The following is an 18,817-nucleotide window of genomic DNA, read 5'->3' as shown; positions in this document are numbered from 1 at the left end:
CTCAGCCGCCGGCCGCTTCACCCAGGCTGCGGAACAGGAAGGTCTTTCCGGCGCGATAGTCGTATTCCGGGTCCTCCCAGGCGACCATCTTGCCGGGATTGAGCAGGCCTTGCGGGTCGGCCTCGCGCTTGAAGGCGAGCTGGACCTCGTCGGTCTGCTTCATGCCGCCCTCTTCCAGCGTGTAGCGATGCGGGTTGAAGATCGGCGCGCCCATCTCCTCATGGATCGCCATGATCTCTTCAAGCCGCTCCTCCGTGGTGAAGCGCACCAGCGGCAGGCCGAAGCAGGTGATCTTGCCGTCGAAGCGGACGAATTCGAGATGGCAGGTCAGCTCGTCGCCGAAACGCTGATGGATCTTCTCGACCAGCTCGACCTGGTTGGGGAACGGGTAGAGCACCTGCAGATAGGTGATCGACGGATCGACCCTGAGCGCCCGCAAGGTGGTGTGGTTCCAGGCGAGCTCGAAGGAAGCCGGCAGGCCTTTCGCCTCTTCCGGCGTCAGCTTGTCCGAGCGCATCAGCAATTCCGCGCCCCGGAAGCGGCGGGCATAGGCCAGCGTCGATTCCACCGCGAAATCCGCGATCATGGCGATGACGCAATGGCTGTCGCGCGGCAGGAATTTGCGATGGCGCAGGAAATAGTCGTGCGGCGCCGGCGCCGCGACGACGGCGAGTTCCTTCAACGCCAGCCCGTCCTGCTCGCCGAGCGAATTGGCGAATTCGGTCGCGCCGCGCAGGCTGTCGAAGCCGATGATCACGTCGACCCAGTTATAGGCCGGGCCGAGCGGCATCTCGACCTCGGTGATGATGCCGTTGGTGCCATAGGCGTGCGAGACCTTGTGCAGGTCCTCGCCCTGAAGCTCGAGGATGCGCGGAGTCGCCTCCATGGTCGCGACCTTGAGGCGGATGATGTTGCCCCAATCGCGCAGGCCGCCCCATTTGATCGAGCCGACGCCGCCGGAGCCGCCGGCGATGAAGCCGCCGACCGAAGCGGTGTGGTAGGTCGAGGGGTGCAGGCGGATCTCCTGGCGCGAATGCGCCCGAGTCTCCTCGTCGATCTTCGAGAGGATCGCGCCGGGCTCAGCGACATAGCGCCCCGCCTCGATCGCCTTGACCTTGTTGAAGCCGGAGAGATCGAGCACCACCCCGCCCGAGAGCGGCATGGCCTGGCCGTAATTGCCGGTGCCGGTGCCGCGCGGCGTCACGGGGATGCCGAGCGCATGGGCAGCGGCGAGCACCTCCAGCACCTCCGCCTCGCTGGTCGGCGAAACGATGATATCGGCCGTGACCTGGTCGAGCTGGCGCTTCAGCGTCGGCGAGTACCAGAAGAAGTCCCGGCTCTTCTGCTTCACCAGCGCGGGATTGTCCTCGCTCCTGATATTGCCGAGGCGGGCCTTGAGGGCGGCGATGTCGTATTTCGTGCTCATGCGTCGGTGCTCATCAGATGGTCGAGTTCGCGATAATCGGGCAGCGTGCGGTCGATCGCCTTGCCGCAGATCAAGACGGTGCGCTCGGCCTGCGGCCGGGCGAAGAATTCGGTCCAGTCCCGTGCCCGGGTCAGGATCAGGTCGGCGGGGCCGCCAACACTGAGCCGGCCCTGCCCAGGCAGGCCCATCAGCGCGGCCGGCGTCGTCGCGATGCTCTGTACCCAGTCATTGCCCGAATGGTCCAGCTGCAGGATGCGCGTTCCCTCGCGCAGCACCTCGACGAGGTCGAGATCGCCATAGGCGTAGAAGGGATCGCGGGTGTTGTCGGAGGCGATCATTACCGGCACGCCGGCTGCCTTCAGCTCATGCAGCGCGGTGACGCCGCGCCAGCGCGGCGTGCGGCCGGCCTGCCGGTCCTGCAGATACATGTTGCACATCGGCAGCGAGACCACGGCGATGCCGGCCTCGGCGACCTTGGCGACGATGCGCGCCTCGTCCCGCGGCTGCTGCAGGGCCAGCGAGCAGCAATGCCCGACGAGGATCCTGCCGGTGAAGCGATGACGCAGCGCCGCGTCGGCAATGGCTTCCAGCGAGCGCGCCGCCGGATCATTGCTCTCGTCGACATGGAAATCGAGGTCGAAACCGTTCTCGATCGCGGTCTGGAAGATCGTATCCAGCGCCGCCTCGAGCTCTGGGATCATGTAGGTGACGCAGCCGAGCAGCCCGTCACCATGCGCCCTCACCGCTCGGGTGATCGCCTGCATATGGGCGCCGTCGGCGACGGCCTCGACGCCGAACAGCGGCGAGCCCTGCAGGGCGATGCGCCCGGCCCATTCCGCCCGAAGCTCGGCCAGCACCGGCCAGGAGATGCCGATCTGCGGACCGAGCGAGTCGATATGGGTGCGGATCGCCGCCGTACCATGAGCGAGGGCGCAGCGCAGGCCGAACTCCATCCGTGCCCTGACGTCCCGCGCCGTCCAGTTCGCCTCGCGATCGGCGCCGACGCTGGTCAGCGCCCCCATGAAGCTGCCGTCCGGATTCGGGCGGCGCGGCCAGATATGGCCCTTGTCGAGATGGGTGTGCACATCGACGAGGCGCGGCAAGACGATGCCGCCGTCGAGATCGACGGCATGCCCGGCATCGAGACTCGGCATGCCGGCCGGCAGGAGCGAGGCGACGACCCCGTCCTCGATCGCGATGTCGAGCAGTGCAAAGCCGGCCCGGTCGCTCGCAACGGCCTCGGCCGAGACCAGGCAGGCCGGCACCCGGGCCTTGTTCAAGCGATAGCTGCCCGAGGCCGGGATTGCTGCAAAGCCGGTGGTCACGTGGTTCTCTCCGGCTCGCCAGACGCCGCCTGAATCGGGAGGCGCGAAGATGAGGGCTCGGCGCGCCGCGATCAAGCGGCTCGTCGAGCCCCGGGGCGATCAGAGCCTGAAGACCTGCTGCGCCGTCTTGTGGGCCCGGATGTAGTCCCAATCATAGCTGACGCCGAGTCCCGGCCCGGTCGGTACCGGCACCGTGCCGTCCTTGTCGACGGCGTCGATCTGGTCGGAATAGCCGCAGGTATAGACCGGCGGCACCGCATTCGGACAATCCGGGCCGAGCAGCGCGATCTCGTAGAAATTGGTGTTGCGCGTCGCCGCCATGCAGTGACGATGCGCCGGGCCGCAGGCGTGGATCTCGACATCGACGCCGAAAGCCTCGGCGAGATGGGCGATCTTCATCGCTCCGGTGATGCCGAGATCATATTCCGGGTCGGAGCGCAGCATGTCGGTGCCGCCGGCGATCAGGAAGTCGGCCTTGGTCTCGAAGCCACGCAGATACTCGGTCTGAAGGATCGGTGTCTTCAGCATCTCGCGCAGCTTCTTGTGGGCGAAGGCCGAGACGCCGCAATCGCGCATCGGGTCCTCGTACCAGAAATAGTTCGCCTCGTCGCAGGCCCGCCCGACATAGAGCGCGTCGGCGAAGGTTCTGAGCTCGTTGGCGGGGTCGAGCATCAACGTCATCCGGTCGCCGACGGCCTTGGCGACATGGAGCACGTTGCGCGCCTCTTCCTTGGCGTCGCCCTCGTGCCAGCCATGCACCTTGTAGGCACGGTAGCCGAGCTCGTAGCAGCGCTCGGCGAAGTCGGCGAAGGCCTGCGGCGAGTCGAGTCCGCCATTGCGGTCGCCGTGATAGGTCGAGGCATAGGATTTGAGCCGTGTGCGGTAGCCGCCGAGCAGGGCCGAGACCGAAGCGCCGTAGCGCTTGCCGGCGAGATCCCAGAGCGCGATGTCGATCGGACCGATGCCCATGCCGTCATGCTGGCGCAGTTCTCGCTTCATCTCGTTCCAGATCAGCTCGCGATGATCGGGATCGCGGCCGAGCAGGCTCGGCGCCAGCGAAAGCGTCTGCGCCATGGTCGAGCGGCTGCCGCCCCAGTGCATGACATATTCGCCCTGCGCCCCGTCATCGCTGCGGATGACGATGGCGAACTTGGTCAGCTCCAGCGAGGAATTGGGCTTGTAGCCCATATTGTAGATCGCCCGCAGCTTGTCGGAGGAGACCCCGAGATTCCGCGCGGTGAACGAGAACTCGGTGATCTCGACTTCGGTGATGGTGGCCATGGAGGGTCCTCTTCAGAAGCCGGCGACCTTTGGGAGCCAGAGGCTCAGGGCCGGGACATAGGTGATGATCGCCAGCGCAACGATGAGCGCGATCAGGAAAGGCCAGAGCTCGCGGATCAGCGGCCCGAGCTTCTCCCTGGTGATCGCCATTGCGACGAAGCAGAGCACGCCGACCGGCGGTGTGACCTGGCCGATCACCAGATTGACCAGGAGGATGATCCCGAAATGCACGAGGTCGATCTGCAGCGAGGTCAGCAGCGGCAGCAGGATCGGCACCAGGATGATCATGATCGCGATCGTCTCCATGAACATGCCTGCGATCAGCAGGGCGACGTTCAGGATCAGCAGCACGACCAGCGGATCGGTGGAGATCGAGGTCATGAAGTCGGTGACGAGCTGCGGTGCCTGCTCGATCGCCAGGATCCAGCTGAACGGCGAGGCGGCCGCGACGATGGCGATGATCACTGCCGTCTCGCGCGCCGTGCCGACCAGGATCGCCGGGAGATCGGCGAGCCTGATCGAACGATAGATGAACATGCCGACGACCAGCGAATAGGCGGCGGCGACGCCGGCGATCTCGGTCGCGGTGAAAAGCCCGGCGCGGAAGCCGACGATGATCAGGACCGGCATCAGGAGCGCCAGCGAGGCATGCCGGAACTCGCTCCACAGGGTGGCGAGCGAGAAGGCGCCGGCCGGCCGGAAGTCGCGCCGCAGCGCCTGGATCGCGATCGTCCCCATGATACAGCCGGCCATGACGAGGCCGGGAATGATGCCGGCAACGAAGAGCTGGCCGAGCGAGACGTTCGCCTGCCAGGCATAGACCACCATCAGGATCGAGGGCGGAATGATCGGCCCGAGCGTGCCGGCGACGGCCGAGAGCGCCGCGCCGAAGGCACGCGGATAGCCCATCTTCTCGAGCTGCGGCACGAAGACCCGCGCCGCAGCGGCGGTGTCAGCCACCGACGAGCCGGAAATACCGGAGAGGAAGACCTCGCCGACGACGAGCGTATGAGCCGGGCCGCCGCGGATATGGCCGACCAGCGCCTTGGTGAAGCTGAACAGCCGCTCGGAAATCCCCGACGCGTTCATAAGCGAACCCGCGAGCGTGAACAGCGGTATCGCCAGCAGCGGGAAGGACTGGACCCCGGCAACCATGCGCTGGGCGGCGACCGTCAGCGGCACGCCTTCCATGAAGATGGCGAGCAGGGCCGAGCCCGCCATCGCGACCCAGATCGGCGTGCCGACGACGAGCAGCGCTGCGAAGGTGAGGAGGAGGACAAGCACCATGGCGGGTCACTCGCGCGTGGTGATGTCGGACCAGAGCGCGCCGGTGACGCCCTCGTCGATCAGGTTGCGTAGGAGATGCAGCAGCGACAACAGGCTGCCGACGAAGAGCGGCGCGATCGCCCAGCCGGCGGAGATGCCGAGCATCGGGGTGATGTTGGGCATCTCGCGCTGCAGATAGAGCCAGGAATACCAGGTCAGCACGCCGAGCACCGCCGCCGTGACAGCCAAGGCGAGCACGCCGAAGGCGAAGCAGAGCCAGCGCGGCGCGAACAGCACGACGACGTCGATGATGATGTGCGTGCGGGCATGGAAGGCGTTGGCGAGGCCGAGGAAGATCATCCAGCCGAAAAGCAGCAGGATCAGCTCCTCCGACCAGGTCAGCGGGTCGTTAAGGACGTAGCGGAACACCACGGCCGCGCAGACCAGCGCGGCGATGATGCCGTGCAGGGCCGCGAGTGCGAGGTTCTCCAGGCGGCTCGACCAGTCGTCGAGCCGCCGGATCAGATCGAAGCCGGTCATCATTGTGGACTCGGCGCCGTCGACTGGTGCTGCTGCAAGGCCTTCATGGAACCTCCTGCGCCATTCCGGAGCAGGCCGAAGCCCCGTACCCGGAACCGATGCGTCTGGTCGAAAAGTCGGGATGGCCGATGCGCCCCATTCAGAGGCGGCATCGGTCCTGGTTTCCGGGCACGGCGCCGATGCCCCGCCCGGACTGACCGTCAGGTTTCCCAGCCCGCCACACCGATGGCGGGCACCGGACTAGCGCTTGCGCTGGGCCTCGATCGCCGCCAGCACCCGCTCGACCTGGGGCTTGCCCCAGCGGCCTTCCATCGCCGTCGTCACCACCTTGGCCTTGGCCGCGAAGGCGTCACGGTCGACATCCTCGATGATCTTGGAACGACCGGACTTGCGGATGTCCTCCAGCATCGAGGCTTCGCGCTTCTGCTGCAGATAGGTGTTCATCGCCGAGGCGCGGGCGGCTTCCGCGAACAGCACCTCGCGATGCTCGGGCTTGAGTTTGGCGAGGCTGTCCTTGTTGATGACGATCATGTTGTTCTGGAGCATGTGCTTGGTCATCGCGACATAGCCCTGCACCTCGTAGAACTTGCGCGAGAAGATCGTCGGGATCGGGTTCTCCTGCCCGTCGACCGTCTTCTGCTGCAGGGCGGTGTAGACCTCGCCGAACGGGACGGGCGTCGGTGCGCCGCCGAAGGCCTTGATCATCTCGACCCAGACCGGGCTTTCCGGCACACGGATCTTCAGCCCCTGCACGTCCTCGGGCTTCTTCACGGCCCGGTCGAGCGTCGTCATGTTGCGCCAGCCCCAGTACCAGATGCGGCTGACCGGCACGATATTGTGCTTGTCGCGCAGCTCGTCGAAGATCGGGTCGAAGGCGTCGGAACGGATGATCGCCTCGGCCTCGGTCCAGTCCTTCCACAGGAAGGGCGCGCTCGGGATCTCGAGCGCCGGAACGAGCGAGGACGCCGCCGCCATGGACGGTGCCGAGATGTCGAGCGCACCTTCCTTGACCTGCTTGAACAGGTCGATCTCCTTGCCGAGTTGCTCGGCCGGGAAGACGCGGACGGTGACCGCGCCCTTGGTGCCCTTGTTCACGCGGTCGGCGAATTCGGCGAAGAGTTCGCCGGCGATCTCGCTCGTGGTGTTGGCGTGGCCGAAGCGCAGCGTCTGGGCCTGGGCCGCACTCGCCACGAAGCCTCCGGCGATCAGCGCGGCGGCGGCGATCCGTTTCAGCATGTCTTTTCCTCCCTCTGTCGAAGGCCGGGCCGTTTTCGGCCTCGGCCGGTTGGCTATTTGATCAATCGTTCATAGGAGCCCTGGAGATGCCGGCGCATCGCATCGGCGGCGGCTTCGGGATCGCCGGCCTCGAGCGCATCGACGATGGCGTGATGCTCGCGATGGGTCGGACCGACATCCTGCTCGCGCGTCAGGTAGAGGCGCGAGATGTGGAGATGGAAACGTAAGTCGTCATAGCTCTTCAGCGCGACCTGGTTGCCGGCCAGCTGCAGGACGATGCGATGGAAGCGGTCATCCGCTTCCGTGAAAGCGCGATGGCTGCGGTATTCGCGCGAAGGCTCCCCGGCCATCATCGCTGCGACCGCGTCGCGCAGCCCGGCGATCGCCTCGGGAGCCGGCCGGCGCCGCGCCGCCTCGGCCGCAGCCCAGGGCTCGATCACGCCGCGAAAGCTGTAGACGTCCTCGTAATAGCGCTGGTCCGGCACCGGCGCTGTCGCGAAACCGACGAAGGGCTCGGCGCGGACCAGCCCCTCGGCGGCGAGTCGCATCAGCGCCTCGCGGATCGGTGTGGAGCTGACGGCGAACTCGCGCACCAGCGCGTCGATATTGAGCCGTTCCCCCGGCACATAGGCCTGATCGAGAATGCGTTCCTTGATCAGCTCATAGACCTGCCCGGCCAGAACGACCCGAGACGGCTTACGGAATGTGGGCTCGGCATGCATCATGGATCGTGCATGATTTTGACATAGACCAAACTAAGTCAAGGCCTTCCGGTCGTGCGGCCTTGTTTGCGCTGCAGCGATCGCGCATGAGAACGGCTCGCGAGAACGCAAGGACGAGCACATGCCGGGACAAGCGCGCATCATCGACGGCAAGGCGGCGGCAGCCGAGCTGCGGGCCGAGATCGGTCGCGAGGTCACTGCCATCAAGGCGGCCAAGGGCCTGGTGCCCGGCCTCCACGTCGTCCTCGTCGGCGACGATCCGGCGAGTCGCGTCTACGTCGCCTCCAAGGAGAAGCTCGCCGCCGAGATCGGCATGAACTCCGTCGCACACCGCCTGCCCGCCGAGACGACCGAAGCCGAACTCCTCGCCAAGATCGCGGCGCTGAACGCTGACGCTGCGGTCGACGGCATCCTGGTCCAGTTGCCTCTGCCCAAGCATATCGACACCGGCCGGATCATCGACGCGATCGACCCGGCCAAGGATGTCGACGGGCTGCACCCGATCAATGCCGGCCTGCTCGCCGGCGGCAAGAACGGCCTCGTGCCCTGCACCCCGCTCGGCAGCATGCTGCTGCTGAAGCAGACCCTGCCGTCGCTGTCCGGGCTGGAGGCCGTCGTCATTGGCCGTTCGGAGCTGGTCGGCCGGCCGGTCGCGCAGCTCCTGCTTCAGGCCGACTGCACCGTGACCATCGCGCATTCGCGCACACGCGACCTGCCCGCCGTGGTGAAGCGTGCCGACATCGTCGTCGCCGCCGTCGGCCGTCCGCTGATGATCAAGGGCGACTGGATCAAACCCGGCGCCACCGTGATCGATGTCGGCATCAACCGGATGCCCGACGGCAAGCTCACCGGCGATGTCGACTTCGCCGAGGCGGTGAAAATCGCAGGCGCGATCACGCCGGTCCCGGGCGGTGTCGGCCCGATGACCATCGCCTGCCTGCTCAGGAACACGCTGACGGCGTTTCACGCACGGCGGGGCGCATAAGCGCCCCTGCTCCGACCGTCCCAGAAAGCAAGACGCCCGGCTCTTCGCCGGGCGTTTTTCGTTCTGCGCAAGCCTACAGGCCCGGGCTCCTTTGGCGAGCGAGGCCGATCACATATGGATCGGGCGCTTGTCGACGGCGAGCGCCGCTTCCTTGACCGCCTCGGCCAGCGTCGGATGCGCATGGCAGGTGCGGGCGAGGTCCTCGGCCGAGCCGCCGAACTCCATCAGCACCGTCACCTCGGCGATCAGATCGCCGGCATGGGGGCCGATGATGTGGCAGCCGAGTACCTTGTCGGTCGTCGCATCGGCGAGCACCTTCACGAAACCATCGGTATGGCGCATGGCCCGGGCCCGGCCATTGGCGGTGAAGGGGAACTTGCCGACCTTGTAGGCGATGCCTGCAGCCTTCAGCTCCTCCTCGGTTTTGCCGAGCGCGGCGACTTCGGGGGCGGTGTAGACGATGCCCGGAATCGCATCGTAGTTCACATGGCCGTGCTTGCCGGCGATGATCTCGGCGACCGCGACGCCCTCATCCTCGGCCTTGTGCGCCAGCATCGGCCCGCGGACGACGTCGCCGATCGCATAGATGCCGGCGACATTGGTCATGAAGTGATCGTCGATGACGACGCGGCCGCGCTCGGTCGCGACACCGGCCTTGTCGAGGCCGAGCCCGTCCGTGTTCGGCCGGCGGCCGATCGCAACCAGCACGATGTCGGCATTCAGCGTCTTGGCCTCGCCGCCGGCGGCCGGCTCAACCGTGACGGTGGCGCCGCCCTTCTTGCCGGTCTCGACCTTGGTGACCTTCGAGCCGAGATGGAAGGTGAAGCCCTGCTTCTGCAGAATGCGCTGGAACTGCTTGGCGATCTCGTCATCCATGCCGGGCAGGATGCGGTCGAGATACTCGACCACCGTGACCTTGGCGCCGAGACGGGCCCAGACCGAGCCGATCTCGAGCCCGATCACGCCGGCGCCGACGACCAGGAGTTCCTTCGGCACAGCGGTCAGCTCGAGCGCGCCGGTCGAGGTGACGATGGTCTTCTCATCGGTGGTGACGCCGGGCAGCGGCGCCGATTCCGAGCCGGTGGCGATGACGATGTTCTTGGTCGTCAGCTCCTGGGTCTTGCCGTCCTCGGCGGTGACCACGACCTTGCCGGCGGCCGGGATCGAGGCCGTGCCGTGGAAGGGCTCGATCTTGTTCTTCTTCAGGAGGAAGGCGACGCCGTTGACATTGGCGTCGACCGTCTCCTGCTTGTGGACCAGCATCTGCTTCAGGTCGAGCTTGGGCGTGCCGACATCGATGCCGAGGCTGGCGAAGGTGTGGCCGGCTTCGGAGAACATCTCGGAGGCGTGCAGCAGCGCCTTGGAGGGGATGCAGCCGACATTCAGGCAGGTGCCGCCATGGCTCTTGCGCTTCTCGACCACCGCGACCTTGAGGCCGAGCTGGGCGGCGCGGATGGCGCAGACATAGCCGCCGGGGCCGGTTCCGATGACGACGAGATCGTAGGACATTGCTCAGGCCTCTCAACGCCCGTCTTGGTCGGGCTTGTCCCGACCATCCACGTCTCTGGGGTCGGAGGGTAAGTCGTGGATGCCCGGGACAAGCCCGGGCATGACGGTGTGGCAGGTCTCAGAGGTCGAGGACGAGGCGCGCCGGGTCTTCCAGCGCCTCCTTGATGCGCACCAGGAAGGTCACAGCCTCCTTGCCGTCGATGATGCGGTGGTCATAGGAGACCGCCAGATACATCATCGGACGCACGACGATCTGGCCGCCAACCACCATCGGCCGCTCCTGGATCTTGTGCATGCCGAGGATCGCCGATTGCGGCGCGTTCAGGATCGGCGTCGACATCAGCGAGCCGTAGACGCCACCATTCGAGATCGTGAAGGTGCCGCCCTGCATGTCCTCGATCTTGAGCGAGCCGTCGCGCGCCTTCTTGCCGAGGACGCCGATCTCCTTCTCGACACCGGCGATCGAGAGCTGGTCGGCATCGCGCACCACCGGCACCACCAGGCCCTTATCGGTGCCGACGGCGACCGCGACATGGTAGTAGTTCTTGTAGACGATATCGGTGCCGTCGATCTCGGCGTTGACCGAGGGGATTTCCTTCAGCGCCTGCACGCAGGCCTTCACGAAGAAGCCCATGAAGCCGAGCTTGACGCCGTGCTTCTTCTCGAAGACGTCCTTGTACTGGTTGCGCAGCGCCATCACCGCCGACATGTCCACCTCGTTGAAGGTGGTCAGCATCGCCGCGGTGTTCTGGGCTTCCTTCAGGCGGCGCGCGATGGTCTGGCGCAGCTTGGTCATCTTGACGCGCTCTTCGCGCGAGGCATCGTCCGGCGCCGAGGGAGCGCGGACCTGCGCAACAGGCGCCGGGGCCGCGGCGGCGGCCGGAGCGGTCGCGATCGCCGCGAGCATGTCGCCCTTGGTGACGCGGCCATCCTTGCCCGAGGCCGCGACGCTCGACGGATCGACGCCGCTCTCCGCGGCGAGGCGGGCGACGGCCGGGCCGGAATCGGCGGCCTTGGTCGCGGCGCCCGAAGCGGCCGGCGCGGGCGCGGCAGCAGCCGGCTTGGCAGCTTCGGCAGCCGGCTTCGGCGCCGCAGCGGCGGCAGCGCCGCCGGCGGTGATCGACCCCAGCAGGGCGTTGACGCCGACCGTCTCGCCTTCCTTGGCGACGATCTCGCCAAGCACGCCGGCGGTCGGCGCGTTGACCTCGAGCGTCACCTTGTCGGTTTCGAGCTCGACCAGGGGCTCGTCGGCCTTCACCGCATCGCCGGGCTTCTTGAACCACTTGCCGATGGTCGCCTCGGAAACGGACTCGCCGAGGGTGGGTACGCGGATTTCGGTCGCCATGTCAGGCCTCTTCTCAATGTCTTTGTCTCGAACCCGATGCCGAGAACCGGGCAGGCTCTCGGGCGTCTCGGGCTCCGGCGATAGCGGAGCGGATCAGGCCGCGAAGGCCTCATCCAGGAATGCGTTGAGCTGGGCGAGATGCTTGGACATCAGGCCGGTCGCCGTCGCGGCCGAGGCCGGGCGCCCGACATAGCGCGGCCGCTTCGACTTCGAGCCGGCATGGCCCAGTACCCATTCCAGATAGGGCTCGACGAAGGTCCAGGAACCCTGATTCTTCGGTTCCTCCTGGCACCAGACCACGTCGGCGCTCTTGAAGCGCGCCAGCTCCTGCGCCAGCGACTTCAGCGGGAACGGATAGAGCTGCTCGACGCGCATCAGATAGACGTCGTCGATGCCGCGCTTCTCGCGCTCCTCGAGCAGGTCGAAATAGACCTTGCCGGAGCAGAGCACGACCCGGCGGATCTTCGAGTCCTTGACCAGTTTGGTCGTCGAGTTGCCACGCTCGGCATCGTCGTGCAGCACGCGGTGGAAGGTCGAGCCCTCGGCCAGTTCGTCGAGCGTCGAGACGCAGCGCTTGTGGCGCAGCAGCGACTTCGGCGTCATCAGGATCAGCGGCTTGCGGAAGTCGCGCTTCAGCTGCCGGCGCAGGATGTGGAAATAGCTCGCCGGCGTCGAGCAGTTCGCCACCTGCATATTGTCCTCGGCGCACATCTGCAGGAAGCGCTCGAGACGGGCGGAGGAATGCTCCGGACCCTGGCCCTCATAGCCGTGCGGCAGGAGGCAGACCAGGCCCGACATGCGCAGCCATTTGCGCTCGCCCGAGGAGATGAACTGGTCGAACACCACCTGGGCGCCATTGGCGAAATCGCCGAACTGCGCCTCCCACATCGTCAGCGCGTTCGGCTCCGACAGGGTGTAGCCGTATTCGAAGCCGAGCACCGCCTCTTCCGAGAGCATCGAGTTGATGACCTCGTAGCGCGACTGGCCCTCGCGGATATGGTTCAGCGAGGTGTGGCGCGCCTCGGTCTCCTGGTCGATCAGCACCGAATGGCGCTGCGAGAAGGTGCCGCGCTCGCAATCCTGGCCGGAGAGACGCACCGGGTTGCCGTCGAGCAGCAGCGAGCCGAAGGCCAGCGCTTCCGCCGTCGCCCAGTCGATACCCTGCCCGCTCTCGACCGCCTTGCGGCGGTTGTCGAGGAAGCGCTGGATCGTCTTGTGGACGTTGAAGCCCGCGGGAACCTCGGTGATCTTCTGCGTGATCTCCTTCAGCACCGCCTCGGGAACGCCGGTCGCGCCGCGGCGCGGATCGTCCTCGTCGGCGCGCATCGCCTTCATGCCGGCCCAGCGGCCGTCGAGCCAGTCTGCCTTGTTCGGCTTGAAGGACTGGCCGGCGTCGAACTCGACCTCAAGCTTGTCCTTCCAGGCGGCGCGCATCTGGTCGAGCTCGCCCGGCTGGATCACGCCCTCGGCCTCGAGCTTGGTGCTGTAGAGCTCGAGCGTCGACTTGTGGCCGCGGATCTTGCGGTACATCAGCGGCTGGGTGAAGCCCGGCTCGTCGCCCTCGTTATGGCCGAAGCGGCGATAGCAGAACATGTCGATCACGACCGGCTTGTGGAATTTCTGCCGGAACTCGATCGCGACCTTCGCGGCGAAGACCACCGCCTCCGGATCGTCGCCGTTCACATGGAAGACCGGGGCCTCGACCATCTTCGCCACATCGGACGGATAGGGCGAGGAGCGCGAATAGCGCGGATAGGTGGTGAAGCCGATCTGGTTGTTGATGATGAAGTGCAGCGAGCCGCCGGTGCGGTGGCCCTTGAGGCCCGACAGGCCGAGGCACTCGGCCACGACGCCCTGGCCGGCGAAGGCCGCGTCGCCATGGATCAGCAGCGGCAGCACCTTGGAACGCTCGACGATGTCGCCGAACTGGTCCTGCTTGGCCCGTACCTTGCCGAGCACCACGGGGTCGACGATCTCGAGATGCGAGGGATTGGCGGTCAGCGAGATGTGGACGTTGTTGCCGTCGAATTCGCGGTCCGAGGATGCACCGAGATGGTACTTCACGTCGCCCGAACCCTCGACGTCGTCGGGCGCGAAGGAGCCGCCCTTGAACTCGTGGAACAGCGCGCGATGCGGCTTGCCCAGCACCTGGGTCAGCACGTTGAGGCGGCCGCGATGAGCCATGCCGAAGACGATGTCGCGCACGCCAAGCGCGCCGCCGCGCTTGATGATCTGCTCCAGTGCCGGAACCAGCGACTCGCCGCCATCGAGGCCGAAGCGCTTGGTGCCGGTGAACTTCAGATCGAGGAACTTCTCGAAGCCCTCGGCCTCGACGAGCTTGTTCAGGATCGCGCGCTTGCCCTCGCGGGTGAAGGCGATCTCCTTGTCCGGCCCCTCGATGCGCTCCTGCAGCCAGGCCTTCTGCTCGGGGTCGGAGATGTGCATGAACTCGACGCCGACCGTGCCGCAATAGGTCCGCTGCAGGATCGCCGTCATCTCGCGGATGGTGGCGAATTCCAGGCCGAGCACGTTATCGATGAAGATCTTGCGGTCGAGATCGGCCTCGGTGAAGCCGAAGGCGGCCGGCGAGAGCTCCTCGATATCCTTGATGCCCTCGATCCCCAGCGGGTCGAGCTGGGCATGCAAATGGCCGCGCATGCGATAGGCGCGGATCAGCATGATGGCGCGCACGGAATCGCGCGTCGCCTGCTGGACGTCGGAAGCCGAAAGCGTCGTGCCGGCCGCCTTGGCCTTGGCGCCGAGCTTGTCGCCGATCACCTTCTCGACCACGGCCCAGTTGCCGTCGAGCGCCGAGACGATCTCGCCGCCGGCCGGGATCGGCCAGTTCGGGCGCTTCCAGGAGGCGCCCTTGGCGTTGTCGATGATCGCCTGGCGCTCGTCGTTCAGCCCGGCGAAGAAGCCCCGCCACTGCTCGTCGACCGATTTGGGATCAGCCTGGTAGCGGGCATAGAGGTCCTCGATATAGGCCGCGTTGCCGCCATAGAGGAACCCCGTCTGCGCGAGAGCCTCGTTGATGTCCTGGCGAGCCATGTCGTCCTGCCTTCTTCTGCCTAGCACATCGGGATCGGCCGCAGCCGATCATCTCTGATCGTTCCAGCGCCGCAACGCGCCGGCCGGGCCCCTGCCCGGCCGGCTCATCGCGACACTCAGCCCTTCAACACGTCCACCAAGGTCTTTCCAAGGCGCGCCGGCGACGGCGAGACCCGGATGCCGGCGGCTTCCATGGCGGCGATCTTGTCTTCCGCGCCGCCCTTGCCGCCGGAGATGATCGCACCGGCATGGCCCATGCGGCGGCCCGGAGGCGCCGTGCGGCCGGCGATGAAGCCGACCATCGGCTTCTTGCGGCCGCGGCGGGCCTCGTCCTTGATGAACTGCGCCGCGTCTTCCTCGGCCGAGCCGCCGATCTCGCCGATCATCACGATCGACTCGGTCTTGGGGTCGGCGAGGAACATTTCGAGCATGTCGATGAACTCGGTGCCCTTGACCGGGTCGCCGCCGATGCCGACCGCGGTCGACTGGCCGAGGCCCTCATTCGTGGTCTGGAACACCGCCTCATAGGTCAGCGTGCCCGAACGCGAGACGATGCCGACCGAGCCCGGCTTGAAGATGTTGGCCGGCATGATGCCGATCTTGCTCTCGCCGGCGGTGACGACACCCGGGCAGTTCGGCCCGATCAGCCGCGACTTCGAACCCGAGAGCGAGCGCTTGACGCGGACCATGTCGAGCACCGGGATGCCCTCGGTGATGCAGATGATCAGCGGGATCTCGGCGTCGATCGCCTCGCAGATCGCGTCCGCGGCGCCCGGGGGCGGCACGTAGACGACCGAGGCGTCGGCGCCGGTCTTGTCGCGCGCCTCGGCGACGGTGTCGAAGACCGGCAGGCCGAGATGCAGGCTGCCACCCTTACCGGGCGAGGTGCCGCCGACCATCTTGGTGCCGTAGGCGATCGCCTGCTCGGAATGGAAGGTGCCGTTCTTGCCGGTGAAGCCCTGGCAGATGACCTTGGTGTTCTTGTCGATCAGGATTGACATCGGTTTTCCTCAAGCCTTCTTGATCGCAGCCACGATCTTCTGCGCCGCATCGTCGAGATCATCAGCCGGGATGACGTTGAGCCCGGAATCGCGAATGATCTGCTTGCCTTCCTCGACATTGGTGCCCTCGAGACGCACCACCAGCGGAACCTCGAGGCCGACCGCCTTGACCGCGGCGATGACGCCGCGCGCGATGACGTCGCACTTCATGATGCCGCCGAAGATGTTGACCAGGATGCCCTTCACCTTCGGGTCGGCGGTGATGATCTTGAAGGCCGCGGTGACCTTCTCTTCGGAAGCGCCGCCGCCGACATCGAGGAAGTTCGCAGGGCTCTCCCCATAGAGCTGGATGATGTCGAGCGTCGCCATGGCGAGGCCGGCGCCGTTGACCATGCAGCCGATCGTGCCGTCGAGCGCGATATAGGCGAGGTCATACTTGGAAGCCTCGATCTCCTTCGGGTCCTCCTCGGTCTCGTCGCGCAGCTCCATCAGCTCGGGATGACGGTAGAGCGAGTTCGAGTCGAACGAGACCTTGGCGTCGAGGCACTTGATCTGCCCCTGCGTCGTGACGATCAGCGGGTTGATCTCGAGCATCGCCATGTCCTTGGCGACGAAGGCGGCATAGATCTGGTTGAGCACGGTGCCCGCCTGCTTGGCGAGGTCGCCGGACAGGCCCAGCGCCTTGGCGACGGTGCGGCCATGATGCGGCATGATGCCGGTCGCCGGGTCGACCGAGAAGGTCAGGATCTTCTCGGGCGTGTCATGGGCGACCGCCTCGATGTCCATACCGCCCTCGGTCGAAACCACGAAGGCGACGCGCGAGGTCTCGCGGTCGACCAGCGCCGAGAGATAGAACTCCTTGGCGATGTCCGAGCCGTCCTCGATATAGAGGCGGTTGACCTGCTTGCCTGCTTCGCCGGTCTGCGCGGTCACCAGCGTGTTGCCGAGCATTTCCTTGGCATGGGCCTCGACCTCTTCGACCGACTTGGCGAGGCGCACGCCGCCCTTGGCGTCAGCCGGCAGTTCCTTGAACTTGCCCTTGCCGCGGCCACCGGCATGGATCTGGCTCTTCACGACATAGAGCGGGCCGGGCAGCTTCTTGGCCGCCGCGACGGCTTCCGCCACGGTGAGCGCCGGGAAGCCGGCGGAGACGGGCGCGCCGAACTCCTTGAGGACCGCCTTGCCCTGATATTCGTGGATGTTCATGCCTGATGTCCTGTCTGGAAGGGGTCGATGGCAAAGATGGCGGGCGAGGAAGGCCGAGAGGCGGGCGGCAGGGCGAGCCTGTCATCCGCCATTCGCGGCCTCGCCGCCGGCTCTATCTCACGCCAGTGACGAATCGATGGTCTTGCAGGCGTCGATGAGGCCCTGCACGGACGCGATCGACTTCGCCAGCATCTCCTTCTCGGCGCCGTTGAGACGGATCTTGACGACGCGCTCGACGCCCTTGGCGCCGATCACCACCGGCACGCCGACGAACATGTCCTTGACGCCATACTGGCCCTTGAGCGCGGCGGCGGCCGGCAGGACACGCTTCTGATCCTTGAGATAGCTCTCGGCCATTGCGATCGCCGAGGCGGCCGGGGCGTAGAAGGCCGAGCCGGTCTTCAGCAGGTTGACGATCTCGCCGCCGCCCTTGCGGGTGCGCTCGACGATGGCGTCGAGACGCTCCTGCGTCGTCCACTTCATCTTGACGAGGTCGGGCAGCGGGATGCCGGCGACGCCGGAATAGCGGACCAGCGGCACCATGTCGTCGCCATGACCGCCAAGCACGAAGGCCGAGACGTCCTTGACCGAGACCTTGAACTCATCGGCGAGGAAGTGGCGGAAGCGGGCGGAATCGAGCACGCCGGCCATGCCGCAGATCATGTTGGGCTTGACGCCCGAGAACTTCTGCAGGGCCCAGACCATCGCGTCGAGCGGGTTGGTGATGCAGATCACGAAGGCCTTGGGGGCGTAGGTCTTGATGCCCTCGCCGACCGACTTCATCACCTTGAGGTTGATGCCGATCAGGTCGTCGCGGCTCATGCCGGGCTTGCGCGGCACGCCGGCGGTGACGATCACCACATCGGCGCCCTTGATGTCCTCATAGCTGTTGGTGCCCTTGTAGCCGGCATCGAAGCCGTCGACCGGGGCGGATTCGGCAATGTCGAGACCCTTGCCCTGCGGCGTGCCTTCGGCGATGTCGAACAGGACGACGTCACCGAGCTCCTTCAGGCCGGCGAGGTGAGCCAAGGTGCCGCCGATCTGTCCGGCGCCGATGAGGGCGATCTTCTTGCGGGCCATTGCCTAGTCCTTGTCCTTGGATACGTGAACCGGAAATCGAGGGTTCTTTGGCCCAACCGGGCTTTACGCTCAACCCTCGTCGAATTATGGCAAATCCGTGAATTTCGGCGCCAAAATCAACCATTTCGGGCCGAATAGCAAAGGAAATCAACAAATTACCGTGCCAGGGCGTGAACGCCCCCTCGACACGACCGGAGAACAATACAATGACATTTTACAAAAAATGTCATTTTTCTCTGATTTTAGATCACGCCGGTCGCCAGAGTCCGCAGCACGACCCTGATCAGCGTCGCCAGCCGCGCATCGACCGAAGCCTGCGGCACATCGCCTTCCAGTTCAAGCGCCGCCGGATGGATGAAACGATGGGTCGCGTCGATCACGAAGGCGATCGCCCGGTCGCGGTCGCGCGGCTCGAAGGCGCCGGCGGCGATGCCTTCGTCGATCACCCGGTCGAACAGGGCGCGGACCCGGGACCGGTTGCGCCGGCTGATGGCATGGCGCTTCGCCACCGCCTGCGACAAGGCGGCGAAGAGATGAGGATCCTCGTGCAGCAGGTCGCGATTGGCCTTGGCCAGCGCCAGGATCAGCCGTTCGAGCTTGTCATCGGCCGGATCGGGACCATCGGCGATGTCGGCGAGGCGCCGCTCCGTCGCCTTGAGCCAGGCATCGACGACCGCATCGATCAGCGCCGTCTTCGACGGGAAGTAGCGATAGACGTTGGCATGGGTCATGCCCGCCTCCTCCGCCACCGCCACGACGGTGAAGCGGCGCAGGCCGTGCAGGCGCAGATGCTCGCTGGCGACCGAGAGGATACGGGTCTCGCTCGGCTCGCGCGTGCCCATGC

15 protein-coding genes are annotated in these 18,817 nt (G+C 66.2%); 1 reads left to right on the top strand and 14 read right to left on the bottom strand.

Features of this window, described 5'->3' with window-relative positions; translation table 11 throughout:
• Position 1: 1 nt before the first annotated feature.
• From AC3RCC_RS05585 to AC3RCC_RS05555, 7 genes are all read right to left on the bottom strand, one after another.
• Entirely contained in the window at positions 2–1,426 is a 1,425-nt protein-coding gene (locus AC3RCC_RS05585; RefSeq protein ID WP_291645799.1) for an FAD-binding oxidoreductase, read from the bottom strand.
• Complete coding sequence (locus AC3RCC_RS05580) at positions 1,423–2,751, bottom strand: cytosine deaminase (RefSeq protein ID WP_492257852.1); 1,329 nt, start codon at positions 2,749–2,751, stop codon at positions 1,423–1,425. Before AC3RCC_RS05580 ends, AC3RCC_RS05585 begins: the two co-directional genes overlap by 4 nt.
• Positions 2,752–2,850: 99 nt before the next feature.
• Positions 2,851–4,032 (bottom strand): enolase C-terminal domain-like protein, encoded by a 1,182-nt coding sequence (locus tag AC3RCC_RS05575; RefSeq protein ID WP_291641369.1) that lies wholly within the window; start codon positions 4,030–4,032, stop codon positions 2,851–2,853.
• A gap of 12 nt (positions 4,033–4,044) precedes the next feature.
• On the bottom strand, positions 4,045–5,319 hold the full coding sequence (locus AC3RCC_RS05570; RefSeq protein WP_291641367.1) for a TRAP transporter large permease: 1,275 nt from the start codon (positions 5,317–5,319) through the stop codon (positions 4,045–4,047).
• A 6-nt stretch (positions 5,320–5,325) separates the two neighbouring features.
• Positions 5,326–5,838, bottom strand: a complete 513-nt coding sequence (locus AC3RCC_RS05565; RefSeq protein WP_291641364.1) for a TRAP transporter small permease — start codon at positions 5,836–5,838, stop codon at positions 5,326–5,328.
• Positions 5,839–6,078: 240 nt separating this feature from the next.
• Positions 6,079–7,074, bottom strand: coding sequence for a TRAP transporter substrate-binding protein (locus tag AC3RCC_RS05560; RefSeq protein ID WP_291645802.1), 996 nt, complete (start codon positions 7,072–7,074; stop codon positions 6,079–6,081).
• Between the two features lie 53 nt (positions 7,075–7,127).
• Positions 7,128–7,796 (bottom strand): GntR family transcriptional regulator, encoded by a 669-nt coding sequence (locus AC3RCC_RS05555; RefSeq protein ID WP_291641361.1) that lies wholly within the window; start codon positions 7,794–7,796, stop codon positions 7,128–7,130.
• 121 nt (positions 7,797–7,917) lie between these two features.
• Between AC3RCC_RS05555 and folD the strand changes: the two genes are divergently transcribed.
• Entirely contained in the window at positions 7,918–8,781 is an 864-nt protein-coding gene (gene folD / locus AC3RCC_RS05550; protein WP_492257851.1) for a bifunctional methylenetetrahydrofolate dehydrogenase/methenyltetrahydrofolate cyclohydrolase FolD, read from the top strand.
• A gap of 108 nt (positions 8,782–8,889) precedes the next feature.
• Here the strand turns inward: folD and lpdA are convergent, their stop codons facing one another.
• From lpdA to AC3RCC_RS05515, 7 genes are all read right to left on the bottom strand, one after another.
• Positions 8,890–10,290, bottom strand: a complete 1,401-nt coding sequence (lpdA, locus tag AC3RCC_RS05545) for a dihydrolipoyl dehydrogenase (protein ID WP_492257850.1) — start codon at positions 10,288–10,290, stop codon at positions 8,890–8,892.
• 118 nt (positions 10,291–10,408) lie between these two features.
• On the bottom strand, positions 10,409–11,635 hold the full coding sequence (gene odhB / locus AC3RCC_RS05540) for a 2-oxoglutarate dehydrogenase complex dihydrolipoyllysine-residue succinyltransferase (RefSeq protein ID WP_492257849.1): 1,227 nt from the start codon (positions 11,633–11,635) through the stop codon (positions 10,409–10,411).
• Positions 11,636–11,728: 93 nt separating this feature from the next.
• A complete protein-coding gene (locus AC3RCC_RS05535; RefSeq protein WP_291638085.1) occupies positions 11,729–14,686 on the bottom strand; it encodes a 2-oxoglutarate dehydrogenase E1 component in 2,958 nt (985 codons plus the stop codon).
• A 116-nt stretch (positions 14,687–14,802) separates the two neighbouring features.
• Entirely contained in the window at positions 14,803–15,687 is an 885-nt protein-coding gene (gene sucD / locus AC3RCC_RS05530) for a succinate--CoA ligase subunit alpha (protein ID WP_291638086.1), read from the bottom strand.
• A 9-nt stretch (positions 15,688–15,696) separates the two neighbouring features.
• Complete coding sequence (gene sucC, locus AC3RCC_RS05525; RefSeq protein ID WP_291638087.1) at positions 15,697–16,893, bottom strand: ADP-forming succinate--CoA ligase subunit beta; 1,197 nt, start codon at positions 16,891–16,893, stop codon at positions 15,697–15,699.
• Between the two features lie 117 nt (positions 16,894–17,010).
• Positions 17,011–17,973 (bottom strand): malate dehydrogenase, encoded by a 963-nt coding sequence (gene mdh / locus AC3RCC_RS05520; RefSeq protein ID WP_291638088.1) that lies wholly within the window; start codon positions 17,971–17,973, stop codon positions 17,011–17,013.
• A gap of 242 nt (positions 17,974–18,215) precedes the next feature.
• On the bottom strand, positions 18,216–18,815 hold the full coding sequence (locus AC3RCC_RS05515) for a TetR/AcrR family transcriptional regulator (protein ID WP_291638089.1): 600 nt from the start codon (positions 18,813–18,815) through the stop codon (positions 18,216–18,218).
• Positions 18,816–18,817: the final 2 nt, after the last annotated feature.

The organism is Allobosea sp. GW823-FHT01F03 (assembly GCF_058798075.1).
Note: the sequence above shows the minus strand (reverse complement) of the source record. Positions and strands in the feature narration are given on the sequence as shown.